Origin of the sequence: Actinosynnema sp. NPDC020468 (assembly GCF_040642015.1) — a bacterium.
Taxonomy (GTDB): Bacteria; Actinomycetota; Actinomycetes; order Mycobacteriales; family Pseudonocardiaceae; genus Actinosynnema.
The window spans coordinates 189,375-215,396 of record NZ_JBFAEO010000001.1 but is presented as its reverse complement, the minus strand read 5'-3'; the positions used below and the strand labels follow the sequence as shown (position 1 = coordinate 215,396).

Annotated in this window: 21 protein-coding genes; 13 read left to right on the top strand and 8 right to left on the bottom strand. The window is 71.6% G+C overall.

The features are described from left to right. The first annotated feature begins 136 nt into the window (after positions 1-136). Genes AB0G50_RS01055 through yidC form a run of 5 tightly spaced genes read left to right on the top strand, consistent with a single transcriptional unit; the run spans position 137 to position 3,750 of the window. Positions 137-1,549: a GAF domain-containing protein gene (locus AB0G50_RS01055; protein ID WP_360100616.1), complete on the top strand. Its 1,413-nt coding sequence runs from the start codon at positions 137-139 to the stop codon at positions 1,547-1,549. A gap of 10 nt (positions 1,550-1,559) precedes the next feature. Then, complete coding sequence (locus AB0G50_RS01050) at positions 1,560-2,150, top strand: DUF402 domain-containing protein (RefSeq protein WP_360100613.1); 591 nt, start codon at positions 1,560-1,562, stop codon at positions 2,148-2,150. Further along, on the top strand, positions 2,147-2,752 hold the full coding sequence (locus AB0G50_RS01045; protein WP_360101260.1) for a uridine kinase: 606 nt from the start codon (positions 2,147-2,149) through the stop codon (positions 2,750-2,752). Before AB0G50_RS01050 ends, AB0G50_RS01045 begins: the two co-directional genes overlap by 4 nt. A 20-nt stretch (positions 2,753-2,772) precedes the next feature. Further along, complete coding sequence (locus AB0G50_RS01040) at positions 2,773-3,048, top strand: DUF6412 domain-containing protein (RefSeq protein WP_360100610.1); 276 nt, start codon at positions 2,773-2,775, stop codon at positions 3,046-3,048. A gap of 33 nt (positions 3,049-3,081) precedes the next feature. Beyond that, the gene (yidC, locus tag AB0G50_RS01035; protein ID WP_360100607.1) at positions 3,082-3,750 is read left to right on the top strand and encodes a membrane protein insertase YidC; all 669 of its coding nucleotides are present in this window, start codon (positions 3,082-3,084) and stop codon (positions 3,748-3,750) included. Here the strand turns inward: yidC and AB0G50_RS01030 are convergent. Then, a complete protein-coding gene (locus AB0G50_RS01030; protein WP_360100604.1) occupies positions 3,659-4,702 on the bottom strand; it encodes an acyl-CoA desaturase in 1,044 nt (347 codons plus the stop codon). The genes yidC and AB0G50_RS01030 overlap by 92 nt on opposite strands. 32 nt (positions 4,703-4,734) lie before the next feature. Next, positions 4,735-6,276, bottom strand: coding sequence for a helix-turn-helix domain-containing protein (locus AB0G50_RS01025; protein ID WP_360100601.1), 1,542 nt, complete (start codon positions 6,274-6,276; stop codon positions 4,735-4,737). Positions 6,277-6,411: 135 nt separating this feature from the next. Here AB0G50_RS01025 and pruA point away from each other — a divergent pair, with 135 nt between their 5' ends. Continuing rightward, entirely contained in the window at positions 6,412-8,037 is a 1,626-nt protein-coding gene (pruA, locus tag AB0G50_RS01020) for an L-glutamate gamma-semialdehyde dehydrogenase (RefSeq protein ID WP_360100598.1), read from the top strand. A gap of 2 nt (positions 8,038-8,039) precedes the next feature. Next, positions 8,040-8,963 carry a proline dehydrogenase family protein gene (locus AB0G50_RS01015; RefSeq protein WP_360100595.1) on the top strand — a complete coding sequence of 308 codons (924 nt, stop codon included), beginning with the start codon at positions 8,040-8,042 and terminating at the stop codon, positions 8,961-8,963. On the opposite strand, the gene AB0G50_RS01010 is transcribed toward AB0G50_RS01015, so the two are convergent. Then, the gene (locus AB0G50_RS01010) at positions 8,950-11,109 is read right to left on the bottom strand and encodes a hypothetical protein (protein ID WP_360100592.1); all 2,160 of its coding nucleotides are present in this window, start codon (positions 11,107-11,109) and stop codon (positions 8,950-8,952) included. The two genes, AB0G50_RS01015 and AB0G50_RS01010, sit on opposite strands and share 14 nt — an antisense overlap. 141 nt (positions 11,110-11,250) lie before the next feature. On the opposite strand from AB0G50_RS01010, the gene AB0G50_RS01005 reads away from it, so the two are divergent. After that, positions 11,251-12,921 carry a bifunctional 3'-5' exonuclease/DNA polymerase gene (locus AB0G50_RS01005; RefSeq protein ID WP_360100589.1) on the top strand — a complete coding sequence of 557 codons (1,671 nt, stop codon included), beginning with the start codon at positions 11,251-11,253 and terminating at the stop codon, positions 12,919-12,921. 382 nt (positions 12,922-13,303) lie between these two features. Next, positions 13,304-13,957 carry an AraC family transcriptional regulator gene (locus tag AB0G50_RS01000; RefSeq protein ID WP_360100586.1) on the top strand — a complete coding sequence of 218 codons (654 nt, stop codon included), beginning with the start codon at positions 13,304-13,306 and terminating at the stop codon, positions 13,955-13,957. Here AB0G50_RS01000 and AB0G50_RS00995 read toward each other — a convergent pair. Then, positions 13,939-14,802 carry a hypothetical protein gene (locus AB0G50_RS00995; protein WP_360100583.1) on the bottom strand — a complete coding sequence of 288 codons (864 nt, stop codon included), beginning with the start codon at positions 14,800-14,802 and terminating at the stop codon, positions 13,939-13,941. The genes AB0G50_RS01000 and AB0G50_RS00995 overlap by 19 nt on opposite strands. 127 nt (positions 14,803-14,929) lie before the next feature. Here AB0G50_RS00995 and AB0G50_RS00990 point away from each other — a divergent pair, with 127 nt between their 5' ends. Genes AB0G50_RS00990 through AB0G50_RS00975 form a run of 4 tightly spaced genes read left to right on the top strand, consistent with a single transcriptional unit; the run spans position 14,930 to position 18,127 of the window. Further along, positions 14,930-15,331, top strand: coding sequence for a hypothetical protein (locus AB0G50_RS00990; RefSeq protein ID WP_360100580.1), 402 nt, complete (start codon positions 14,930-14,932; stop codon positions 15,329-15,331). Positions 15,332-15,336: 5 nt separating this feature from the next. Further along, a complete protein-coding gene (locus AB0G50_RS00985) occupies positions 15,337-15,939 on the top strand; it encodes a DUF3558 domain-containing protein (RefSeq protein WP_360100577.1) in 603 nt (200 codons plus the stop codon). A 4-nt stretch (positions 15,940-15,943) separates the two neighbouring features. Further along, entirely contained in the window at positions 15,944-17,296 is a 1,353-nt protein-coding gene (locus AB0G50_RS00980; protein WP_360100574.1) for a hypothetical protein, read from the top strand. Between the two features lie 18 nt (positions 17,297-17,314). Then, positions 17,315-18,127, top strand: a complete 813-nt coding sequence (locus AB0G50_RS00975; protein WP_360100571.1) for an ESX secretion-associated protein EspG — start codon at positions 17,315-17,317, stop codon at positions 18,125-18,127. On the opposite strand, the gene AB0G50_RS00970 is transcribed toward AB0G50_RS00975, so the two are convergent. The 4 genes from AB0G50_RS00970 to secD form a co-directional block, all read right to left on the bottom strand. Further along, positions 18,075-19,259 (bottom strand): lactate 2-monooxygenase, encoded by a 1,185-nt coding sequence (locus tag AB0G50_RS00970; protein WP_360101258.1) that lies wholly within the window; start codon positions 19,257-19,259, stop codon positions 18,075-18,077. The genes AB0G50_RS00975 and AB0G50_RS00970 overlap by 53 nt on opposite strands. Before the next feature lie 1,527 nt (positions 19,260-20,786). Then, positions 20,787-22,004, bottom strand: coding sequence for a hypothetical protein (locus tag AB0G50_RS00965; protein WP_360100568.1), 1,218 nt, complete (start codon positions 22,002-22,004; stop codon positions 20,787-20,789). A gap of 674 nt (positions 22,005-22,678) precedes the next feature. Further along, a complete protein-coding gene (locus AB0G50_RS00960) occupies positions 22,679-23,848 on the bottom strand; it encodes a cation:proton antiporter (RefSeq protein ID WP_360100565.1) in 1,170 nt (389 codons plus the stop codon). Continuing rightward, positions 23,845-26,010, bottom strand: a complete 2,166-nt coding sequence (gene secD, locus AB0G50_RS00955) for a protein translocase subunit SecD (protein WP_360100562.1) — start codon at positions 26,008-26,010, stop codon at positions 23,845-23,847. Before secD ends, AB0G50_RS00960 begins: the two co-directional genes overlap by 4 nt. Between the last annotated feature and the right edge of the window lie 12 nt (positions 26,011-26,022).

Genomic DNA, 26,022 nt, shown 5'->3' with positions numbered 1-26,022 from the left:
GCGTCGGTCCGGCCCATCGTGGTGCGCGTCACGTTGCAGTCGCGTTGCACGACCTCCGGCCTGACCCGATCGGACGAGTGAAACGCTTGCCGCCGGCGGTCACTTAGGGTCATCCTGGGTGGCAGGAGGCCCCCACATGCGCCCTGACCCGCGTCGGCTCGCCGTGTTGCACGAAGCCGCGCTGTCCGGGTCCGAGACACCGGGTGCCCGCCCGGTGATCCTCGAGTCCTGGCGCCGGTCGCTCGCCGCGCGGGTGGACCCGGACCGGCACGAGGCGCCGGTGGTGCTGGCGCCGGACGAGGTGGTCGACCTGCGCGGCGCGCACCCGCTGGCGGCGGTGCTGCCGATGCTGCGCGAGACGCTGGTGAGCATCGCCGACGAGGCCGCGCACGTGATGATCGTGACCGACGCGGACGGCCGGATCCTGTGGTGCGAGGGCGCGGCGCCGGTGCGCGGGCTGGCCGAGCGGGTCCGGCTCACCGAGGGCTCGCGGTGGAGCGAGGACGCGATCGGCACCAACGCCATGGGCACCGCGCTGGCACTGGGCCGGTCGGTGACCGTGCACTCGGCGGAGCACCTGGTGCGGACCTACCACGGCTGGACCTGCGCGGCGAGCCCGGTGCGCGACCCGGACACCGGCCGGGTGCTCGGCGCGGTCGACGTGAGCGGGCCGCTGACCAGCGTGCACCCGGCGACCGCGGCCCTGGTGTCGGCCGCCGCGCGGCTGGCCGAGAGCCAGTTGCAGGTGCGGCTCGCGGCCCGGGACGAACGGCTGCGGTCGGTCAACATGCGGCACCTGCTCGGCCTGCGCGGCGAACCGGGCGCGCTGCTCAGCCCGACCGGCCGGGTGCTCGTGGCCGAGCCGCACGGGCTGCTCGACACCCGCGTCGACGTGGCCGGACCGGTGTACCTGCACGACGGCCGGGAGGCCGTGGTCGAGCCGCTGGACGAGGGTTTCCTGCTGCGGGTGCCGAAGCGCGCCGCGCGCCGGTCGGTGCTGTCGTTGCAGTTCCTCGGCGAACCGCGCGGCACGCTCGACGGCCGGCCGCTCGCGCTGACCCTCAAGCACGCCGAGGTGCTGACCGCGCTCGCGCTGCACCCGGAGGGCCTGACCGCGGACCGGTTGGCCCTGCTGCTCTACGGCGAGCGCGGCAACCCGACCACCGTGCGCGCCGAGCTGCACCGGTTGCGCACCCGGCTCGGCGGCGTGCTGCTGACCCGGCCGTACCGGCTGCACGCGGACGTGCGCGGCGATTTCGTGACGGTGCGCGAGGCGTTGCGCGCGGGCGACGTGCCGCAGGCCGCGGCGGCGTACCGGGGCGCGTTGCTGCCGCGCTCGGACGCGCCGGCGGTGCGCGAGGAGCGCGAGGACCTGGCGGCGGCCGTGCGGCGGGGCGTGCTGGACCACGGCGACGGCGAGGCGCTGTGGGCGTTCGCCGCGCACGGCGACGACACCGAGGTGCTGGAACGGCTGGCCCGCCTGCTGCCCCGCACCGACCCGCGCCGGGAGATCGCGATCACGAGGTTGCGCCGGGCCCTGCTCGACTAGGTTGGCGTGCATGTACTTCAGCCCGGGTGACGTGGTGCTGCGGCGCGAGGTCCTGCACGGCCGGGTGTGGTCGGTGCTGCCGAGCCTGGTCGTCCGGGACGAGCCGGGGCTGCTGGTGCTCTTCACCGCGCCGGGCACCCCGTTCGGCTACCCGCCGCACCCGTACCCGCACAAGTGGCAGCTCCAGGGCAGCACGCACTGGCGCGGCAACGGCAGGCTCCAGCTGCACCGGCCGCGGGACGCCTACTCGGTGGACCTGTTCTGGAAGGGCGAGGACCGGGTCTTCAACGGCTGGTACCTCAACCTCCAAGACCCGTACCGGCGCACGCCTTTCGGCATCGACACGCTCGACCACGAGCTGGACTACTCGGTGTCGCCGGACGGCACGTGGCGCGAGCACGACCGCGACGAGTTCGAGGCGCAGGTGGCCGAGGGCAAGTACACCGCCGAGCAGGGCGAGGCGATCCGCCGCCAGGGCGCGGAGATCGAGGCGATGCTGACCGCCGGCACGCAGTGGTGGGACCCGTCGTGGGCGGACTGGACGCCGGACCCGTCGTGGTCCGCGCCCGCGCTGCCGCGGGACTGGGCCGCCGCCCGGTGAACGTCCGACCGCTGTCGCCGGAGGCGCTGGTCGCCGAACTGGTGGCCCGGATCTCCGCGCTGCCCCGCGACACGTGGTCCCGGGTGGTCGTGGACGGCGCCGACGCGACCGCTCCGCACGAGACCGCCGACGCGCTCGTGACGCCGCTGCGCGCGCTGGGCCGCCCGGTGCTGCGGGTGTCGGCACGGGACTTCCTGCGGCCCGCGTCGGTGCGGTTCGAGCACGGGAAGCAGGACCCGGACGCGTTCCGCTACGAGTGGCTGGACGTGGGCGGCCTGCTCCGCGAGGTGCTGGCGCCGCTGGACCCCGGCGGCTCGGGACGGGTGCTGCCGTCGCTGTGGAACGCCGACACCGACCGCGCGAGCCGGGCGGACTACGTCGCGCTGGGCGCGGGCGGCGTGCTGGTGCTGGACGGCACGCTGCTGCTGGACAAGTGGCTGCCCGCCGAGCTGGCCGTGCACCTGTGGCTCTCCCCCGCCGCGCTGCGCCGCCGCACGCCCGAGGACCTGGCGTGGACGCTGCCCGCGTACGAGGGCTACGAACCCCGGGCCGACGTGACGGTCCGGTACGACCACCCCGCACGACCGGCGCTCGTGGGATAGTGGTGGCGAAGGGGGTGACCATGGACAGGCTCCGGCTGCTGCTCGCGCTGTACCTGCCTGCCCTCTTCGCGCTCACCCTGCTGCACTCGCCGGCCGAACTGCTGGCCGCGGTGACCGCCGTCGCGCTGGTCGTGCTGCTACTGACCTCCGCGCCGCTCGTGCACGCCTCGCCCGCGTGGGTGCGCTCGCTGTCGATCCGCGAGAAATCCCTGCGCGCCGCGTTCGTGCGGCTGCGCGACCCGGACGCGGCGGGTCGACCCCGTCCCAGGGCACCGGGACTCGGCTTCCACGCCTGAGTCCCCTTTCCGCCCTACCGACGGAGATCCACCTTGTTCTACGAACTGGGCTCTGCCCTGTCCTCGTTCGCCACGCCCGCGCTCGCCATCGTCGGACTCGTCGTGCTCGTCCGACTCCTCATGCACCCGCTCGCCCGTGCCGCCGTGCGCGGGGAGAAGGCCCGCGCCGCGCTGGCGCCGGAGATCGAGAAGCTCAAGAAGCGCTACGGCAAGGACCAGAAGAAGCTCCAGGAGAAGACCATGGAGCTGTACAAGGAGAAGGGCACCTCGCTGTTCGCCGGCTGCCTGCCGATGCTCGTGCAGGCGCCCTTCTTCTGGCTGATGTACCGGCTGGTGACGACGCCGAACCCGCTGCTGGACGACACGCTGTTCGGCGTGCCGCTGGGTGCGCACTGGTTCGGCTCGTTCACGCATACGCCGGTGTTCCTCGTCCTGTTCGCGGCGCTGGCGCTGGTCGCCTTCGGCACCTACCGCTGGACGTCCGCGCAGGCCGCGAAGTCCGGAGCGCCGCAGCCGCCGTTCGCTCGACTGCTGCGGCTGCTGCCGTTCGGGACCGTCCTGATGGCCGGGATCCTGCCGCTGGCCGCCGGGATCTACCTCGTGACGACGTCTACCTGGACCCTGTCGGAGCGAGCTCTCCTGTACCGCGCAGTGCCGCACCCGCCTCGTGCAGGTGCTCCAGCACGTAGCCGTACGACCTGAACAGGCCGCACTCGGCGTAGGAGATCGAGTAGCGCTCGCAGTAGTCGCGGACCAGCCCCTGCGCCTTGCGCAGGTGCGGTCGCGGCATGTTCGGGAACAGGTGGTGCTCGATCTGGTAGTTCAGGCCGCCGAGCAGGAAGTCGGTGAACCAGCCGCCGGTCACGTTGCGGGACGTCAGGACCTGCTTGCGCAGGAAGTCCAACTGGTGGCCGGCGGTGAGCACCGGCATGCCCTTGTGGTTGGGCGCGAACGAGCAGCCCATGTACAGGCCGAACAATCCCTGGTGCACGGCGATGAACGCGATCGCCTTGACCGGGGACATGACGAGGAACACCACGGCGAGGTAACCGACGACGTGCAGGACGAGCAGCGCGGACTCCAGGCGCCACGCCTTGACCTCGCGCCGGAACGCGGCGCCGGTGCTCACCACGTGCAGGCTGAAACCTTCCAGGAACAACAGCGGGAAGAACAGCGCGGCCTGGTTCTTGACCACCCAGCGGAAGAAGCCGCGCTTGCGCGCGGCCTGCTCGGCGCTGAACGCGAGCACCGCGATGTCGACGTCCGGGTCCTCGTCCTCGTGGTTGGGGTTGGCGTGGTGCCGGTTGTGCTTGCCGATCCACCAGCCGTAGCCGACGCCGATGAGCAGGTTGCCGAGCAGTGTGCCGACGAGGTCGTTCGTCTTCTTGCTCGCGAAGGCCTGCCGATGGCCGGAGTCGTGGCCGATGAACGCGATCTGGGTGTAGACGACGGCCAAGCCGGCGGCCAGCGCGAGCTGCCACCACGAGTCCCCGACCAGCACCATTCCGGCGATCAGGAGACCCAACGCGCCGACGGCGGCGACCAGGCACAGGACGTAGAAGCCGATCCTCCGGTCGAGCAACCCCTGTTGCTTGACCAGTCTGGACAACTCGGCGAAATCGCTGCCGCGCCTGCCGGGCGCTTCGAGGTTCACGCGCGGAGCTTAAGCTGCGCCTTCTGTCCGATTCAGGCCAGCCTTAGTTGCAGTTGTGCGAACAGCCGGAGGAGAGGATCACCGAGGTCGAATCCACCGACCTCCGCGGCCTTGCGAACGCGGTACCGGAGGGTGTTCGGGTGCACGTGCAGCAGGGCCGCCGCGCCGCGCACGTCGCCGAACGCGTCGAGGTAGGCGAGCAGTGAACGCGCGAGTTCCGGATCGAGCGCGGTCAGCCTCGGGTCGCGCACCCGCGGGTGGTCGGCCAGCAGCGCGAGGACCTCGCCGACCAGCACCCGGGACCGCACGTCGGCGAGCGTCGCGACCTCCGCGTCGAGATCGCGCTCCATCGCGTCGAGCACCCGGTCCGCCTCGCCGCGGGAGATCATCACTTCGTCCACTGTGGACACCGTCGAGCCGATGGCCGCCTGCACGTGCAGCCCCATGTGCCGGCGCGCCGCGGCCACGATCTCCTTGGTGAGCGCGGAGAGCGACGCGGTCGGCGGCAGGTCGGGCAGCAGCGCGTAGGTGCGCCCGCCGCTCTGGCTGACCAGCGCGCTGCGCCGGTACGCCGCCGCGTGCACCGAGATCAGCCCCGTCATCTCGGCCCGGCGCAGCTCGTGCTCGGTGCGGTCGGCGCCCTCCTGGCCGCGCAGCGCGAACACCACGACGGCGGCGGGCCTGGCCGGGTCGGCGCCGATCTGGCCCGCCACCGTCGCGGCGTCCATCCGGCCGTCGAGCAACGACGCCAGCAGGTTCTCCCGGAACGCGGCGGTCGGCTCGCGCTGCTGCACCAGGTGCAGCGCGGTGACCCTGGCCGCGCCGAGCAGCGCGCGTTCGGCCTGCCCGGCGAGCGGGGTCGCGCCCTCCTGCACCCAGATCGTGCCGAGGGGTTGGCTGCCCGCGTGGATGCCCACCGCGATCCGCCGCCGGATGCCGAGTTCGGGCCGCTCGTCGATGCGCACGACCTCCTCGCCCGAGCGCAGCCGCCGGTACACGCCCCACTCGCGCAGCATCTTCAGGTACGGCTCGGGTCCCTGGCGGCCGAGGATGGACAGCCGGCGCAGCTCGTCCACCTCGTCGGAGGACCGCGAGTAGGCCAGCACCCTGGACGCGGTGTCCTCGATGCTGACGATGCCGCCGGTCAGCGCCGCAATCGTTTGCGCCAACCCGAAGAGGTCACCGAGGACTTCACCCGCGCCCGCGTCCGCGGTCAGCCGGTTGCTGTTCAGGACGCCGTTGACCAGCGATTCCAGGTGTTCCCAGCGCACGTCGGGGCGTACCGCGAGCAGCGCGACGCCCACGTCCGCCGCGGTCTGCCGCAGCAGCGCGTTCGGCGCGTCCACCTTCACCGCCACCGCCGCGGCGCCCGCCGCGCCCGCCGCCTTGACCAGCGGCAACGCCGCCCGGCCGCGGGCGCCGATGACCAGCACCAGGTCGCCGGGACGCACGTCCGGCGCGTCGTCGGGGTCGAGGATCACCACGTCGGAGACCTCGACCTCCAACCCGCGCGGCGCGACCTGCACCTCCACCAGCGGGTCGCCCAGCGCGATCAACACCTGGCGCAGGCTCATTGTTGTCCATTCGTACAACGGCGGGTGCGCAAGCCTAGACGCGCGTACAACCAGCCGCACCCTGGGTAGTCCTACCGTTGAGCGACCAAGACTTCGAGAGAACACCCCTGAACGCCTTCCCCGAAGGAGCAGCTTGTGGACGCCGTGACCGCGGTACCAGCACCGGTGAACGAGCCCGTCCTCGGCTACGCGCCCGGCAGCCCGGAGCGCGCGAAGCTTCAGGCGGCGCTGGCCGAGTTGGTCAAGGAGCCCCTGGAGCTCACCGCCACCATCGGCGGAGAGCAGCGCGTCGGCGGCGGCGAGGCCTTCGACGTGGTCCAGCCGCACAACCACCGCGCCGTCCTGGGCACCCTGCACGGCGCGACGCAGCAGGACACCCGGGACGCGATCGCCGCCGCCCGCGAGGCCGCGCCGGCGTGGCGCGCGCTGTCCTACGACGACCGCGCCGCGATCTTCCTGCGCGCCGCCGACCTGCTGGCCGGACCGTGGCGCGCCACGCTCAACGCCGCCACCATGCTCGGCCAGTCCAAGACGGCGATCCAGGCCGAGATCGACGCGGCCTGCGAGCTGATCGACTTCTGGCGCTTCAACGTCGCGTTCGGCCGCAAGCTCACCACCGAGCAGCCGGCCTCCTCCCCCGGCGTGTGGAACCGCACGGACCACCGCCCGCTCGAGGGCTTCGTCTACGCCATCACCCCGTTCAACTTCACCGCCATCGCGGGCAACCTGCCCACCGCGCCCGCCCTGCTGGGCAACGTGGTGCTGTGGAAGCCCTCGCCCACGCAGAGCTTCGCCGCGCACCTCACGCTGCGGCTGCTGGAGGAGGCGGGCCTGCCCGCCGGCGTGATCAACCTGCTGCCCGGCGACGGGATCGCGGTGTCCGAGGTCGCGCTGGCGGACCCCGACCTCGCGGGCATCCACTTCACCGGCTCGACCCGCACGTTCCAGCACCTGTGGGGCCAGGTCGGCGCGAACATCGCGAACTACCGCTCGTACCCGCGGATCGTGGGCGAGACCGGCGGCAAGGACTTCGTGCTCGCGCACCCGTCGGCCGACGTCGACGTGCTGCGGACCGCGCTGGTGCGCGGCGCCTTCGAGTACCAGGGCCAGAAGTGCTCCGCCGCGTCGCGCGCCTACGTGCCGCGCTCGGTGTGGGCCAAGGTGAAGGACGCGTTCCTCGCCGACGTCGAGTCGCTGACCCAGGGCGACGTCACCGACCTGTCGAACTTCCTCGGCGCGGTGATCGACAAGCGCTCGTTCGACAAGCTGTCCGGCGTGCTCGACGCGGCGCGCGCGGACGACGCGATCGAGATCGCGGCCGGCGGCACCGCCGACGACTCCGAGGGCTGGTTCGTGCGGCCGACCGTGCTGCTGGGCTCGAACCCGGAGCACGACGTGTTCCGCACCGAGTACTTCGGCCCGGTGCTCGCGGTGCACGTGTTCGACGACGCCGACTACGAGACCGTGCTGCGGCAGTTGGAAGGCGTGTCGGCGTACGCGCTGACCGGCGCGGTCATCGCCCGCGACCGGGCCGCCGTGGCGCACGCGCAGGAGGTGCTGCGGTTCGCCGCGGGCAACTTCTACGTCAACGACAAGCCGACCGGCGCGGTCGTGGGCCAGCAGCCGTTCGGCGGCGGCCGCGCGTCGGGCACCAACGACAAGGCGGGTTCGATCCACAACCTGCTGCGCTGGGTGTCGCCCCGCTCCATCAAGGAGACCTTCGTGGCTCCGACCGACCACCGCTACCCGCACCAGGGGTGACCATGTTCCGCACCGCACTGCTCGCCGCGTCGAGATCCGGCGCCATCCGCGGTCTGGTCGAGCGCACGCCGCTGACCCGGCCCGTCGTCAAGCGCTTCATCTCCGGCGACGACGTGGACGCCGCCATCGCCACCACCGGCGAGGTGCTGGCCGACGGCCGCTACGTCACGCTGGACCACCTCGGCGAGGACACCCGCGACGCCCGGCAGGCCGACGGCACCGTCGAGGCGTACCTGGAGTTGTTGCGCCGCTTGGCGGACGCCGGCTACGCCGACCGCGCCGAGGTGTCGGTGAAGCTGTCCGCGGTGGGCCAGTTCCTGCCCGTGGACGGCGAGAAGATCGCGCTGGAGAACGCGCGGCGGATCAGCGCGGCGGCGGGCGCGGTGGGCACCACCGTGACGCTGGACATGGAGGACCACACCACCACCGACTCGACGCTGGGCATCCTGCGCGAGCTGCGGGTCGACTTCCCGTGGGTGGGCGCGGTGCTCCAGGCCTACCTCAAGCGCACCGAGCAGGACTGCCGCGACCTGGCGCACGCCGGGTCCCGGGTCCGGCTGTGCAAGGGCGCCTACAAGGAGCCCGCGACGGTGGCGTTCCAGGACAAGGCCGAGGTGGACCGGTCCTACGTGCGGTGCCTCAAGGTCCTGATGGCGGGCGAGGGCTACCCGATGATCGCCTCGCACGACCCGAGGCTGATCGCGATCGGGCACGAGCTCGCCTCGTCCCGGGACGCGGACACCTACGAGTTCCAGATGCTGTACGGGATCCGGCCCGACGAGCAGCGCCGGATCGCCGCGGCGGGCAACCGCATGCGGGTCTACGTGCCCTACGGCGACCAGTGGTACGGGTACTTCATGCGGCGGCTGGCCGAGCGACCGGCGAACGTGGCGTTCTTCCTGCGCTCGCTGATCACGAAGGGCTGACGCCGGGCCAGTCCCGCACCACCATGCGCTGCATCCGGGCGCGCGCCGACTCCTGGTCGGGGTGCGCCCGGATCACGTCCTCCACCGCGTCGACCGCGTCGGTGAACCGGTCCGGCCCGGCGCCCGCCCGGCGCAGTTCCAGCACCGCCCGGTGGGCCAGCACCAACGCCCGGTCCAGGTCGTGCCCGCCGGCCGCGCACACGGTGGCGTAGCGGGACAGCGTCTCGGCCAGCGGCACGCCCGCCACGCCCGTCAGGTGGGCCAGCAGCACGGCCGTGCGCGCGTCCTGCACCTCGCCGCGCACTCCCGCCCGGCGGTGCAGCGCCCGGCCGAGCGCGGTCGCGTCGCCGTGCTCGCGCACCAGGTCCACCGCCTCCTCCGCGACCGCCGTCCGCTCGGGTCCGGTGACCAGGTCGGCCTGCTCGTCCACCGCCACCGCCAACCGGCGCAGCGCCGACGGGTCGTGCGCCGCGAGCCCGCGCAGCGCACGCACGCCCTCCTCGGAGGCCTTGCGCGCCTCCGGCAGGTGACCGGCCCGGCGCAGCAGCGACCCCAGCGCGCACAACGCGTCGGCCAGGTCCGACTCGAACACCCTCGGGTTGGCGTCGGCGAGCCGGCGCAGCACCGCGATCGACTCCTCCAGCAGCGCGACCGCGTCCGACGGCGCGGCGCGCGCGGCGAGCAGGGTCGCGACGGCGGCGAGCGTGCGGGCGAACTCCGGCTCGTAGCGCGGATCCGACTCGGCGACCGCGCGCCAGTGCACGACGGCCCAGTGCGCCGAGTGGTGCGCCTCCTCGGAGCGGCCCACGTCGAACAGCCGGATCGCCAGGTGGTGGCTGACCTTCGCGAAGTCCGGCCGGAACAGCGCCGGGTTGCGCTTGGCCAACTCCTGGTAGAGCCGGGACGCGCGGTCGACCGCGGCGAGCGCCTCGTCCCGCTGCTCCAGCGCGGCGTGCCGGATGCCCAGCTGCTCGCACGCGTGGGCGAGCCTGGGCGCGTAGTCGTCGTCCTGGGCGGCGATGTCGGTGTAGAGCGCGACGGCCTCCTCCGAGGTGGCCAGCGCGTCGACCGGGTGCCGCGTCGCCACCTGCGCGAGCACCAGGTCCGCCAACGACTCGGCCAGCGCGGCGCGGTACTCGGCCGGGTCCGCGCGCGCCAGGTCGCGGTAGAGCGCGACCTCCTCCCGTGCCGCGTCCAGCGCCTCCTCCTTGAGCGCGGCCAGCGCGGCCCGGGCGCCGAGCATCCCGTACAGCTCGGCCAGCTCCGCGGGGTCGGCGGTGCGCGCGCCGTCGTGCAGCAGGGTCCTGGTCAGCACCGCGGGCAGCGGGTCGCAGTGGAAGCGGGTGTCGTTGAAGACGTGCCGCGCCACGGCCTTGGCCGCGTCCGGGTCCTCGACCACGACGCGCAGGGTGGCGCTGGACGCGCGTGCCGCCAGGTCCGGCTCGGCGACGAACAGCGCGGCGGCGCGGCGGGCCACGTGCGGCCAGCGACCCGCGGCCCTGGCCAGGGTCTCCAGCGCGCGCGGCGACTTCTCCGGCTCGATCCGCTCGTCCAGCAGCGCGACGGCGAGCACGTCCTCGGCGAACCGGCCCTCGTCCACCGGGTCCGGGTCGGCGGCGGCCAGCCTGCGGACCAGGTCCACCGGGTCCGCGGCGGTCGTGCCGAGCACCGCGGCGAGCGCGGCCAGGTGCAGGTCGTGCGTCGTGCCGGTCGGCGCTCCGGCGTCCTCGTCCGGCTCGGGCCTGCCGAGTTCCCGGGCGAACGCGGCGCGCGCGTGCCGGAACGCGCCCTCGGGCGCGGTGCGCAGGTGGTGCTCGTCGGCCCGGTAGCCGAGGTCGGCCGCGCGCTGCCGGATCGCCGACCACCACCAGTCGTCGGACCGGGCGACCAGCAGCACCGGCTCCCGCGCGTCGCGCACCGCGCGCAGCAGGTCCGGCCACGGCACCAGGTCGGCGTCGTCGACCACCTCGACCCCGTCGAGCCGCCGCGCCAGCCGCGTTTTGCCCACACCCGCGCGGCCGTGCAGCAGGAGCACCTTGCGGCCGGCGCCGTCCCGCCACGCGCGCAACGCGCGCAGCTCCGCCACCCGACCGTGGAAGGGAACGACCTCGTGCCGCGGGTCCAGCAGCCGTCCAGGGGAGAACACAGGTCACATAGTGCACGTCGACACGCGCCACGAACGGGTGTCCCCCGAGGAGGGACGGAACCGGTAGTCGGCCGAGCACGGCGGGCGACCGCCGGGCAGCGCGCGCCGGGAACTGTCGGTGGTCGAGGGCACAATCGGCGCGTGCTCGTGGTCCTCGAACCCCACGCGGAGAACGCCGGTCGCCTCCGGCCGCTCTCCGACGCCGGCGTGCCCACCGGTCCGCCGGTGGCCACGGCCGACCTGGCGGGCGCGGTGGCGGAGTACGAGCGGTCGGCGCGGCCGAGGTGGCTGTGGGCGGCCACCGGCGAGGTGTACCCGGAGCTGCTGGCGCGCGGGGTGCGGGTGGAGCGCTGCCACGACCTCGGCCACGTGGAGGCGTTGCTGCTGGCCTACCAGGGCCGCCACCGCGAGCCGCGCGGGTTCGCCGCAGCCGTCGCCAGGCTGCGCGGGCTCCCGGTGCCCGAGGACGTGGGTCCGCGCCGGAAGTCGGCCCAGCCCACGCTGTTCGAGCCGGAGCGCGAGCGGCTGCCCGGTGACGCGGACCCGCTGGAGGCGGCCGTCGAGGTGTACGCGGCGCAGCGGCGGACGGCCGCCGGTGTCGCGCACGCGGGCGGGTTGCGGCTGCTGGCCGCGGCCGAGTCGGCGAGCGCGCTGGCCGCCGCCGAGATGACCCACTTCGGGCTGCCGTGGCGGGAGGAGGTCCACCTGGCGCTGCTGGAGGAGACGCTGGGTCCCCGCACCGCGCCGGGTGTGCGGCCGCGCCGGCTCGCCGTGCTGGCGGACGAGATCGCCGCCGCGTTCGGCCGGCCGGTCAACCCGGACCACCCGCCGGGCATCGTGCGCGCGTTCGCCCGGGAGGGCATCGACGTGCCGTCGGCGCGGGCGTGGGTGCTCAAGGACGTGGACCACCCGGCGGTGGCGCCTTTGTTGGCGTACAAGGAACTCGCGCGGCTGTGGGTGGCGCACGGCTGGTCGTGGCTGGACGAGTGGGTCGCCGACGGCCGGTTCCGGCCGGACTACGTGGTGGGCGGCGTGGTGTCGGGCCGGTGGGCGACGCGGGGTGGCGCGGCGTTGCAGATCCCGCGGGCGCTGCGCACCGCCGTGCGGGCGGACCCGGGCTGGAAGCTGGTCGCCGCGGACGCGTCCCAACTGGAGCCGCGGGTGCTGGCCGTGCTGTCCGGCGACCACCGGCTGGCCGCGGTGTCCGGCGAGGACGACCTGTACACGACGCTGGCCGCGGACGCGTTCGACGGCAAGCGCGACCGGGCCAAGATCGCCATGCTGTCCGCGATGTACGGCGGCACGAGCGGCGAGGCGGGCCCGCTGCTCGCCGTGCTGCGCAAGCGCTTCCCGGACGCGGTCGGCTACGTCGAGGCCGCCGCGCTGGCGGGCGAACAGGGCCGCATGGTCCGCTCCCGCCTCGGCCGCACCTCCCCGCCGCCGTCCGAGTCCTGGCACGAGGCCACCGGCAGCACCGACGACAGCGAGGACGCCGAACGCCGAGGCCGCCGCGTGTCCCGCGAGTGGGGCCGGTTCACCCGGAACTTCGTGGTGCAGGCGAGCGCGGCGGACTGGACCGCCGCCCTGCTCGGCGCCCTGCGCCGCCGACTGCACCTGGTCTCCCCCGAGTCGCACCTGGTGTTCTTCCAGCACGACGAGGTGCTGGTGCACTGCCCGGCGGAAGCGGCGGCCGCGGTGTGCCACGAGGTCACCGAAGCAGGCCACGAGGCCACCACCCTGGTCTTCGGCCCCACCCCGGTCCACTTCCCCCTGAAGGCCGAGGCGGTGGACACCTACGCCGACGCCAAGTAACCACCCGCCCCCGAACCACGAGCCGCCGCGCCCCGCACTGCGGCGTACCCCGCGTTCCGCTCTCCACGCCGCCGTTCCCACACACCGCCGATCCCGCCCGCTGCCCGATCCCACTCCGTGCCCGGTCCCGCCCGCCGCCGGGCTCCGCCCGCGCGGGACGCTGCGGAACGAGTCGCCTGCGAGCACCGCCCCCGGGCGGTCCCGGGGTGTGCCGCTGTTCGCCCCTGCCGTCGAGCCGGGCGACCAAGACCGCGTCACCACCGTCCGAGTCGCGGCCCGGCCGGCCGCGAGACGCGAACCCCGGCAGCGAACCCGGCGCCCCCACCTGCTCGAACGCGACGCGGAAAGGCGGTGGGGCGAGCACCGTGATTAGGCTCGGGGCGTGACCTACCGGGAGCGTCCGCTGCCCGGCTTCGCCTGCGCGTGGAGCCGGTCGACCGACGTGCGCGAGGTCGCGCTGGTGGTGCCGGACGGGCGCACCGACCTGATCTACGCCACCGCCACCGGTGAGGTCCTGGTCGCCGGGCCGGACACCGTCGGGCACCGCACCGAGATGGCGCCGGGCACCCTGCACGCGGTCCGCTTCGAGCCGGGCGTGGGGCCGGCGGCGCTGGGCGTGCCCGCGCACGTGCTGCTGGACCAGCGGGTGCCCCTGTCCGAGCTGTGGGGTGACACGGCGCGCCTCCAGGACGACCTGGCCCGCGCGGACGACCCGGCCCGGGTGCTGGCCGAGGCCGCCCGTGCCCGGTTGCGCGAATCACCACCCGATCCCGTGATCACCGCCCTGGTCCGCGGCCGGCGCGCGTCGGTCGGCCTGAGCGACCGCCAGGTGCTGCGCCGCAGCCTGGACGCGTTCGGCTACGGCCCGAAGGTGCTGCACCGCGTGCTCCGGTTCGACCGCGCGGTCGCGCTGGCCTGGCGGGGCGTGCCGTTCGCGGACATCGCGGTCCGCACCGGGTACGCCGACCAGGCCCACCTGGCGCGCGAGGTGAAGCGACTGGCCGGCGTCACCCTCGGTCAGCTGATCCGGCCGTAGGCGCGCAGCACCGACAGCGCCTCGATGGTCACGATCGGCCGCCACTCGAACTCGGTCACCGGCGTCCACACCGGCCACGCGAACGTCCACCCGCCGTCGTCCTTCCGCGCCGCCTCGAGCCCGTCCAGCGACCGCGCCACCTCGTCGTCGGTGAACCACCGCCGCGCCAGGCTGTCCGGCGTGGGCGCGTACTGGTGCGGCCGGTGCGTCTCGCCGGCGGCGTACCCCTCGTGCGCCTTCCCGTCACCGAGGTCGACCAGGCCCCGCTCCCGCACCAACCGCCCCACCCGCTCCGCCGCCACCTCGGCCCGCGCCCGGTCCGGCACGTGGTCCAGGAACTTCGCGCACGCCGCCACCTCGTAGGGGTGACTGCCCTCCATCGCGTCGATCCGCCGCCAGCAGTACTCGGTCGCCGCCCCGACCCACGGGTGCGCGCTGCCCACGCGGTGGAACACGCTCGCGCACAACGCGGTCATCAGCAGGTCGCTCTCCTCGGACACCTGCCACCAGGGCGCCCGGGGGTGATCGCGAGACGTGCCGAGGGCGTTGGGCACCCCACCGTCCGAAGTGGACACCGAGGCGAGGAAGTCGCCGGCCGACCCGACCCACGCGTCGTCACCGACCTCGGCCAACCACGACAACGCCGTGTAGGTGTGCAACGGCTGACTCGACGGCCCCCGTCCGTCCGGCTCGAGCGCGTGCCCGAACCCGCCGTCGTCGTTGCGGTACGCGAGCACCGCCGCGACGACCCCGTCCGCACCCCCGTCCCCGAACAGGAACTCGAACGCCCGCTGCTCCAGAACCCTGGCGTTGTGCCACACAAAACTCCGCGCTGCCTCGATCATGTCCCCGACGCTAGGCCGTTCCCCCTGCCAGGTCTTGAACGAATCGGACACCGCCAAACCGCCTCACCCGATCGTGACGCTGTGCCATCATCGGCAACGGGGTTTTCGGTGTGAGGGGAGCACAGCGATGGACAACTCTGCGGGGGGAAGACTGACCTTCGTCGCGGACACGGTGTCGTCGGGCCCGGCGGGGGCAGGGCTGGCGGCGGCGCGGACGAGGTTCAGCGTCGACCCCGACCAGGCGCAGAAGCTGATCGACGGGTTGAAGGAAGCACTGGAGCAGGTGATCGACTTCCGCCGCAACACCCTGGTGCTCGGCCAGATGGGTTCGCCCGGCAACGACGGCTACAGCCAGACCGCGGTCGAGTCGATGAAGACCTCGGCGGGCACCGAGGAGGGCGGCTACTCCTACGCGATCGCCAAGGCGCAGGACGTGATCGAGTCGACGATCACCCAGGTGCAGGACGCGCTGGACCAGTACAAGAACACCGAATCCGCCGTCGGCGACGCGTTCAAGACCAGGGGATGACCTCCGTGAAGCGAATTGTCGGCACCACGCTCGTCCTGGGGACCGCCGTGGTCCTGGCCGCGTGCTCGGCCTCGGACCCGGGGAAGCCCAAGCCGGAATCGACGCCCACCCGGACCTCGGCCACGGCCGGCACGGGGACCACGTCGACCTCGACGTCCGGCGGACCCGCGCTGGACATCGCCAAGTACCGGACAGCCCAGTGCGACATCCTCAAAGCGGACCAGTTGAGCGGACTCGGCCAGATCCGCGCGCCGGAGGCCACCCGGACCGACGCCGGGCCCAGCTGCAAGTACGCGGGCAAGGACTCGCTGGCGAACTCGACCTACGAGATCGTGTTCGCGGTGGGCAACGGCGCGTACGAGGACGTGCTGGCGAACAGCAAGAAGGCCGTGTTCTACGAAGAGGTCACGGTCGCGGGCCGCAAGGCCGTCAACGCCGACGTCTACGGCCAGAACCGGGATTGCAGCACCGCCATCAGCACGGGCGCGAAGGATTCCGTGCTGGTCGCGATCTCCGTGGCGAAGAACGACAGGACGGCGGCGGCCGAGAAACCCTGTGCGTTGACCGAGCGGCTCGGCGCGATCGTCGTCGCGAACCTGGGCGGGTGAGCGGATGGCACCGAGCGGTTCCGGGGTCGACCCGGCGGGGATCTCGTTGATGCAGACGGGTGTCGGCGCGGACAAGATCTACGGGTGGTTCCACGACGGCGACGGGCCGGAGAACACGACCGACCACGCCCAGCACCAGTGGAAGGCCTTCGCCGACGGTCACACCGCGATGAGCCAGTTGATCGACAAGGCGGTCCGGGAGTCCGGCACGTCGTGGGAGGGCACGGCGGGCGACCAGGCCCGTGCGTCGACCTCCCCGCTCGCGAGCTGGTCGCAGGTGGTGTCGCAGGCGGCGGACGTGGCGTCGAAGGGCACCGGCCACCTCGGTGAGGCGTTCCGCCTCGCGCGCAACTCGGTGGAGAAGCCGGTCGAGGTGCCCGACAAGCCCTGGTACAACGACGCGCTCCCGTGGGACACCGACTACGACGAGGCGGTCGAGAAGTCCCAGGAGGTCGACAACCGCAACCTCCAGGTGCTCAACACCTACGGCGGCACGGCGATGGACGTCGCCTCCGCGATGCCGACGTTCCCGGTGCCCGCCGACATCGGGGCGAACGTCGAGGAGCCCAAGCCGATCATCGAGCACCCCGTCCACCCCCGGGAGAAGCCGCCCCGGCCGCGGGGCAAGGGGCACGGCGAGGTCGGCGAGGAGCACGGCGAGGTCGAGGGGAAGGTCGAGGGGCACAACGGCGGCGACGACCGGCCCATCGGCATCACCGAGCCGTCCTGGGTGGTGCCGCCACCGCCGGGTCCGGGCGACACCGGCCGGGACATCCCCGGCCCCACCGACGGGGACACCAGGAAGTCGTGGACCCCCGGCCAGATCACCCCACCGGGTGTCACCCCACCCGGTGACCCGACCACCCGACCCGGCACCCCCGGTGGGCCCGGCGGCGGCCTGCCGTACGACCCGCGGCTGCCGTACAACCCGAACAACCCCAACGACCCGCGCAACCCGAACAACCGCGGCACCCCGCGCGTACCCGGCGTGCCCGGCGGACCAGGTGGCGGACGCGCCGGCACCGGCGGTCTGGGCGGTCGGGTGCCCGGCGCAGGGGGAACGCCCGGAGTTCCGGGCGGTCCCGGCACGGGCGGGCTCGCGAGCGGCGGCACGACCGGCGCGCTCACCGAGCGCGGCGGCGGCTTCGGGCCCGGTGGTCAGGGCGGTTTCGGGCCCGCCGGTTCCGGCGCGCGCGGCGCGGGAGCGGGTGCCGGCATGGGTGGGATGGGCGGCGCGGGTGCGCCGAACGGCGAGGGTGACGAGGACAAGGAGCACCGGTCCGCGTCCTACCTCCAGGAGACCGAGGACATCTTCGGCGACGGCGCGATGGTCGCCCCGCCCGTGATCGGCGAGTAAGAGCGACTAGGGGGGAACGTGCTGCGGACCAGGGTCGCCATCCCGGTCGTCGCGCTCTACAACGCCTGGCAGTCCGAGGGGCTGCCGACGCTGCACACCGCGCTGCTGGCCAGGGTCGACTACGAGGAAGGCCGGTTGGAGGGCGGCGACGTGAGCGGCCTGGCCGACCTCGCGCGCCGGGGGTGGGCCGACCTGGAGCGGCTCGGGTTGGCGAGGGGGCGGCAGGCGCACCCGGACCTGGCCCGGTCGCTCAAGCTGGTCGCGAACGCGGGCGCCGAGTACTACGGGTTCTTCAGCGACGGCGACGGTGACACCCGCAGCGCGCTGGTCGTCCGGTCGGGTGACGACGCGCTGCGCGTGGTCCTCCGGGCGGACGCGCACTTCGTGCTGGAGCCGGTGCGGGCGCAGGACGCGGCGCAGTCGCTGGTGGCGGCGTTGCCGGAGGCGAAGCCGGGTCGCGGGGGCGTGCTCTCGCTGCCCGAGGACGCGGTGGACGAGCGGCGGCCCCGGCACCGCGCGGACGACGAGGGCGGCTCGTTCCTCCAGCCCAGCACGCCGACGGGCGCGTACGCGCAGGAGGCGCAGTCGGTGCGCGACCTGCTCGGGCAACGGCGGACCGGCGGCGGGCAGCTGTTCGCCGCCCGCCGCGACCGCTTCGGCCGCAAGCAGCGCTGCGCGACGCCGTTGACCTACTTCGACACCGACACCGGCCGCTACCTGACCACGAAGGAGGGCGGGCGCGACGGCACGCCGTGGATCACCGTGCAGCCGGCCGACTTCACGACGCTGCGGGACCGCGTGAGCCGGCTCGGCGAAGGACTTCCCGGCTGAGCTCGGCCGGGCTGCGGTGCCCGGACAAGCCGAGCGTCAGGTCGAAGTCGGCCAGCAGGCTCCGCAGCACGTGCCGGACCCCGACCTGCCCGCCGTGCGCGAGCCCGTACGCGTAGGGCCGTCCCAGCAGCACCGCCTTGGCACCGAGCGCGAGCGCCTTCACGACGTCCGCGCCGGTGCGCACCCCGGAGTCGAACAGCACGTCGACCTGCTCGCCCACGGCGTCGGCGATCTCCGGCAGCACCTCCAGCGACCCGACCGCGCCGTCCACCTGCCGGCCGCCGTGGTTGGACACGACGATCCCGTCGACACCGGCGTCGACGGCCTTGCGCGCGTCGTCGGGGTGCTGGATGCCCTTGAGCACGATCGGCCCGTCCCAGTGCTCGCGCAGGAACGGCAACTGGTCCCACGACCGGTCGGTGCCGGTGTAGAGCTGCACCCACCGCAGGATCGCCATCGGCAGGTCGTCCTCGGGCGCCGCCTGCAACCCGGCCCGGAACGCGGGGTCGGAGAAGGGGATCGCGGTGCCGACGCCGCGCAGGAACGGCAGGTAGGCCTGGTCGAGGTCGTGCGGCCGCCACGCGAGCGTCCACGTGTCGAGCGTGACGACGAGCACCCGGTACCCGGCCTTGCGCGCCCGGTCGAGCACGCTCGCGCACACGTCCGGGTCGTTGGGCCAGTACAGCTGGAACCACCGAGCCGCGTCCCCGGCCGCCTCCGCGACCTCCTCCAGCGTGTGCGAGGACGCCGACGACAACACGAACGGCACCCCCAACTCCGCCGCGGCGCGCGCGGTCGCGAGTTCCCCGTCGGGGTGCAGGATCGACTGCACCCCGATCGGCGCGAGCAGCACGGGTGCGGGCATCTCGGTACCCAACACGGACACCCCGAGGTGCCGCGTGGTGGCGTCGGTCAACATGCGCGGCACGATCCGCCACTCCCCGAACGCCTCCCGATTGGCCCGAACCGTCTCCCCACCTCCGGCCCCACCGGCCACGTACCAGAACGGCCCAGGCCCCAACCTCTCCCGCGCCGACGCCTCCAACGCGCCGGGATCGGTGGTCGCCGGCGGCACGTTCCCGGCGAGCCCCTGGAGGTAGATCTCGTTCTGGTACGCGGCGAATCCGGTCATGATGTCCCTCATCCCCCGCCCGGGCCGTCCACCGGCCGTCAGCGGCACCGTCGGCGTCGTCGGTCTGCGGATCATGCTGGTTCCCGGCCGGCGACCCCGCAAGCACACGGTCGACCGCCTGGCGCGCCTGTTCCCTGCGAGGCGGCAGCAGGTGCGTGTAGACCCGCATCCTGAAGGCCGAATCCGAGTGCCCGAGCCACTCGGCGAGCGCCTTGATCGACTCCCCGGCGTCCAGCAGCACCGGGGGCGTAGGAGTGCTGCAGCGCGTAAATCCCGTCCTGCCGCAGAGTCCGCTCGACTTTGGCCCGGCTGAGAGCCAGCGTGCACACGTACTGGTTGAAACCATCCCGCCGGACCAGCTTGCCGTACTGGTTGACGAGGCTCAACGAGACGTGCCAGGCTCACCTTTCGCCTCCCTCCACGGCAAGGTCACCTCGACCGGCGGGAACTCCGCCACGTAGGCGTCAAGGTCCCGCAGCATGCTGCCTGGAAGCGGAACATCCCACTCCTTGCCACGTTTGGGCGGAGCGAAGACCGCACACCATCAAGGTCTACCTCATCAACAACAACGAAGCCTTCTTCGACTCCTGCCCCGTCCTCGAGAACGTCCTCCCTCCAAGGCGGCCACCCCAATTCATCTACGACCTCATGACGAAGACGCCACCCTCTTCCACCACAGCACCACCGACGGCGACACCAGCACGGGAAGCCAGCCTCGAATGTGGTTCGACAGCTTATGGGCACGATAGCCATGGGGGTACAAGCGATGGCCCTGGACTCAAATCCGAGCAAATTCCCAGAAGCCCCGCAAAACATCATCGCAACCACCGCCGCACTCCTGCTCGACTACGACGGTCCGGCCTGTTCAGCATTCTTTAACACTCCTGCCCACTACGTAACACCTCAGCTTCGCGACGTTTTGGCGGGCAGCAGTCACCTTGAACTTCTTTCGGGAGCCGAGAAATCTCAAGACCCTTTCAATACCCACACCCAGCTGCTGAACTCGACAACAACGAAGCGCACTATGCATAAGCAGCTCTGCGAAGCCCACGAGATCAAAGCCGTCAAGACTACGGAATCCACCATTGGTCCAAATTCGGTCATCAGGGTCCGAAGTGCCACCAGTCGTAGGTGTGCGATCGCAAGTAACAATTCTTTTACAAGGATAGCAACTCATCCCAATCTACCCGATCTTACACATTAGATACGCGCGGTTCTTGTGCGCACTAAGCCCGACCCCTTTCCATTAAACCCGAACCCTCTCTACCAAGTGCCGAAAACGCGCCGGGCTTCGTTGCCTCAGTGCAGCTTCGCCATAGACTCCATATTCGACCCGAAAGCCTCTAATGCTGCCGGAATCAAATTTCCGACTCACGTCAACAAGCCCGGAAAGAATGAGATACTCAAGCAGTTTTCAGCCTCACCGGCCTACATGGGAGAGTATCGAAAACGTCAGATAGAAACCAGTAGGGTCCAACTGAGATCGATCTCGCCCCACTCGCAAGAACGCTCGATAAGACTCCTCCGTCAGCGCCGCAACAGCTCTCCGTCCACGTATTCGACAAGCTCCGCCAGCGTCGCAAAAATCGGCGCTTGGCCATCGCGGTTTCGCCATGACCTGCGGATGTATTCCGTCGCCGCACGCTCGCCCCCAACAGCGTCGGCGTACGCAGTCGCACAGGACAGATAAAGGCCATCGATCAGATCATTCGCTTGCCACTTTCTACTAGAGTCGGAAAGCCGAAGCGCCATTGTATCGAAATAGAGTCCCAAGAACGGCAACCGTGCAATGTCACTCTCACGGTGGACTATAACCCAATCACGAAATTGCTCGACCGAAAGATTTGCAACCGCCGCCATCTTTGCAATCTCGCGATGTACGTCGGAGAAGGCAGCCAGAAGTCCCAACTTTCGCTTCCTCGCCGAGCTTTCGCGCTTCGCCGCAAACTCCGACGACAGTCTTTGGTGATATACAGCCCACTTCGAGTAGTGCACTCTATCGTCGATACTCTGCGGATCGACAAGAGTGTCATATGTCGAAGATACCTCTGTAAGCCAAATCCAGACTTCCGTCAGGAGCGGCGGAAGATCATTGTGCGGTCCTTCCGGGTGCCAGGCCGCCGACCGGCCCGCATAAAGTCTAGAATGATCCAGGCAGAAAACCGGTTCGACTTCCCTTTCAGTGGACAGGTACCGCCTTGTCAAAGCCGACAAAGCTTCATCTTGCCGCACGTCGATGGGGTCACGCATTATCCATCCGCGGGATGCGCCCAGCATCACGGTAGCAAGGTTCTGACGCTTTTCCGCATAGGTGGCGGAAGTCTCAATCATGTGCGCCGAGGACAGCGGGAGCACAATCTTTCCGCTGTTCGCAAGGGAAAGAATCCTGAGGGCCGCCTCCTTGACCCGTTCGCTAATACGCCCACCATAGACTGCGTTGGCAATCGCACTCCAATGACACTGGTCCAGGTATATAACCGGCCTTCCCATAAGAGGTTGATCCACCAGGCCGAACCCAGCCTCTGCCGAGACAACACCTCCGCCAGGAAGGACCATCCAGAGAAGACGCTCGGCAATCATATAACAAGTCTTTCTTATGCGAATCTCCTCAACTGGCGGCGAGACGATCGGGAAAACCGCAGCTCTCCCGCCTCTTAGCACGACCATCCCCTCCCCTTCATCGTAGTCCACAACGAACGCCTCGAATCGTTCCGCAAGAGCTTCGTATTCATTCGAATGCCCCATGCATTCACCCCTTCCCAAACCTTCAGCGCCAACCCAAACGCCAAACTAGCGACCGGAGCATACGATCAAGAGGCCAATGTATCCACAGAATTCGGCCAGTGCGAGCGACGATCCATGTCCAGGCTCCAGGCGCTGCCGAATTTAGCTCTATGGGATTGGGGCACAGCCAGGTCCGGCTCACGTTGGCACCGGCTCCCGAATCGCGGCACGCCGGGCTCCCGCTTCGCTCCGCCCTTCGGCCGCGCGCGGAGCCGGTGCACGTGGACGGGATGGCGGCGAGCTTCCTACGAACCGGCTTCTCGCACCCAGGCCGGGCGAATCGCGCGCTCCAAGACCTGGCATCGCTGGGCACGGCGATTGACTGCCGCGACGGCTTCGCCGCCTTGCCAACGAGGACGGTTGGCGGCTCAGCCGGAGCTAGTACAGACAACACAAGTAGGCCCCGGTGCTGTCACCTTGGCGGCAGCACCAGGGCCTACCTCAGCCCAAAATTGATCGTCTCCAGGCTGTATCCAGGCCGTGGAACGTCAGGCAGTCACGAGAACCTGCGAGAACTAACGAGAAAGTTCCCGCAGGTCAGACCGCTTCCGCCCGGCTTCGTAGTTGGCCAGCCCGAAGCGCACTCGGAAGATCTCGTTCTGGTACGCGGCGAATCCGGTCATGCGCCCACCTTCCTACGCGAACAGCCTCCGGGGTAGCAGCCAGGTCAGCTTGTCGGACCGCAGCACGGCCAGCGGGCCCACCACGGCGAGCAGCAGCACGTACCCCGCGACGAACGGCGCGACTCGGGAGTCCAGGCCGGCCGTCACCGCCATCGCCGCCAGGACCAGGGAGAACTCGCCTCTCGTCAGGACGGTCAGGCCGATGTCCACGGCCTGCTGCCGGTCGAACGAGTGCAGCTTCGCCGCGTACAGCCCGGCACCCAGGTTCAGCACGATCGTCACCAGCACCGCCACCAGGATCGGGATCCACACGGTGCCCAGCGCCCTCGGGTCGATCGACAGACCGAAGATGAAGAAGAACAGGGCGCCGAACGCGTCGCGCAGCGGCAGCACGAGTTTGTGCACGCGCGGTGCCACGCCCGAACCTCCCAGGACGGCGCCGACCATGAAGGCTCCGATCGCGTCGGACACGCCCAGTTCGTGCGCCACGGCGGCTCCCGTCACGGCCACGCCGACGAAGCACACGACCAGCAGTTCGTCGTCGGCCGAGCGGAACAGCCTGGTGACCACGCGGCCGCCCCACCGCGCGATGGAGGCAAGCAGCAGCAGGAACAGGAACGCCTTGCCGAAGTCCAGCAGAGCGCGCACCCCCGACGTGCCGCTGAGCACCGGCTGCAACACGGCCAGGTACAGCGCCAAGAACACGTCCTCGATCACGATGATGCCCATGACCAGCCGCGACTCGGGGTTGCGCAGCCGGTTCGCCTCCACCAGCAGCTTGGTCACGATCGCCGACGACGAGATGCCGATGGCGCCCGCGATCACCAGCGCCTCGCGGGTGCCCCAGCCCAGCAGGAAGCCGAACGCCAACCCGCCGCCGATGTTGAGCGCCAGGTACCCGACGCCCGCGTAGGCGAGCTTGCGCCCGCCGGACACCAGGTCGTCGACGGAGAACTCCAGGCCCAGGTAGAAGAGCAGGAACACCAGGCCGAGCCCGGCGAGCACGCCCATCTCGGCCGGGTCGTCCACAAGGGACAGTCCGGGTGTGTTGGGTCCGAACAGGATCCCGGCCACCATGAACAGCGGGATCGTGGGCAGTCCGATCCGGACACCCGCCCGCCCGATGATCCCGGCCGCGAGGAAGGCGCCCCCGACGGCCAGCAGTGCGTGTCCCGTGTTCATCGTCGGTCCTCCAAGGCGATCGCCACCGGTGCGGCCGTGAGAACGGTCGAGACGGTACCGGCGACGACGCCGATCAGCAGCGCGGTGGCGAAGTCGGCGAGCGAGCCGTCACCGAGCACGAGCAGGGCGGCGAGCACGAACAGCACGCCGATCCCGGTGTTCACCGTCCGCGGTACGGTTTGCAGCACGGCCGTGGACACCAGCGAGCGGTACGCGGTTTTGCGCCCCGCGGTCCGCTTCAACTCCCTCACCCGGTCGAACACCACGACCGAGTCGTTCACCGAGTACCCGATCACGGTCAGCAACGCCGCCAGGAACACCCCGTCGGCCGTCTTGCCCAACCACGCGAACGCGCCGATCAGCACCGCCACGTCCGACACCAGCGCGGTCACGGTCGCGAGCCCCAACCGCCAGTCGAACCGCACGGCCAGGTAGACCAGCTGCGCCGCCACGGCGATGGCCAGCGCGATCACCGCGTTGCGGCGCAGCTCGGACCCGAGGCTCGGCCCGATCAGCTCGTTCGCCACCTGCTCCGCGCCACCGGTGGCCCGGTCGACCGCCTCGCCCACCCGGACGGCGGCCGCGTCGTCGATCGGACCGGTGCGCACCGACACGCCCGTGGTGCCGGACGTGGCGACGACCGCGTCGGGGAACCCGGCCGCGACCAGCTCGGCCCGCACCCGCGAGGCGTCCACGGCGGACGCGGTGTAGTCGATCATCCGGCCGCCGGTGAACTCCACGCCCAGGTCGAGCCCGCGCACGAGCAGCCCGGACAGCGCGACCAGCACCACCAGCACGGCCGCCGCCAACCACCTCCGGGGACGCCCGAACAGCGCGAACCCGCGCGAGGTCAACCAGGTCCGCACCCGGCCGAGGTCGTGCAGCCCGCTCCACGTCGGCCGGCGTTCCAGCAGCGGCATCGCCAACCGCAGCAGCACGCGGGACAGCACGAGCGCGCTGAACAACGACGCCAGCACCCCGATCGACAGCGTGACGCCGAACCCCTTTACCGGCCCGACCGCGAGCCAGAACAGCAACCCGGCCGCGAGCAGCGTGGTGACGTTGGAGTCGGCGACCGCGCTCAACGCGCCGCGGAACCCCTGGTCCACCGACCGCGGCAGCCGTCGTCTGCGGGCGAACTCCTCCCGGGTCCGCTCGAACACCAGCACGTTCGCGTCCACCGCCATGCCGATCGCCAGCACGAACCCGGCCAACCCGGGCAGCGTCAACGTGGCGCCGACCGCGAGCAGCGCCGCGTAGGACAGCACCGCGTACCCGACCAGCGCGAGCACCGCGATCAACCCGGCCAGCCGGTAGGCGAACACCAGGAACAGCCCGGTCAGCGCGACGCCGATCACCGCGGCCCGCGCGGACGCCTCGATCGCCTCGGCGCCGAGCGTGGGCCCGACGGTCCGCTGCTCCACCACCTCGACCGGCACCGGCAGCGCGCCGGACCGGATGACCAGGGCCAGCTCGGCGGCCTCGGCCTGGCCGAACCGCCCGGTGATCTGGGTGCTGGTCCCGATCATGCCGGTGCCGCAGGCCACCGACGGGTCGACCTGGGGCGCGGACACCACCTGCCCGTCCAGCACGAACGCGATCCGCCGCCGCGGGTCGCCCGCCGGGAAACACGCCGCGGCGCCGGTCGCCCGCTGCCACCGCCCCGGCGCGTCGCCCTGGAACTCCACGGTCACCTGGTGCCCGACGCCGGTCTGGTTCGGCGCGCCGCGGGCGTCCTTGACGCCCTCGCCGGTCAGCACGGGTTCACCGAGCGCGAGGGTGTCGCCCTCGGGCGTGGGCACCTCACCCGGTCCGGTGACCGGACGCACGGTCAGCTGGGCGGTCCGGCCGAGCACCTCGACGGCTTCGGCCGGGTCCTGGACGCCGGGCAGTTCCACGACGATCCGGTTGTCGCCCGAGCGCGCGAGGACGGGTTCGGCCACGCCCAGCTCGTCGACGCGCCGGCGCAGCACCTCCAACGCGCGGTCGGTGGCGTCGGAGGACGCCTCGGGCGGGGTCTGGAGCACGATCTGGGTTCCGCCGCGCAGGTCGAGCCCGAGGCGGGGTTGGCTGGTGAGCAGGACGAACGCGGACGCGGCGAGCACGCCGAGGGACAGCAGCCCTCGGACGAGGAGTTCTCGCCGCGCCGAAGGGCGCGACATGGGTGAAGGGGA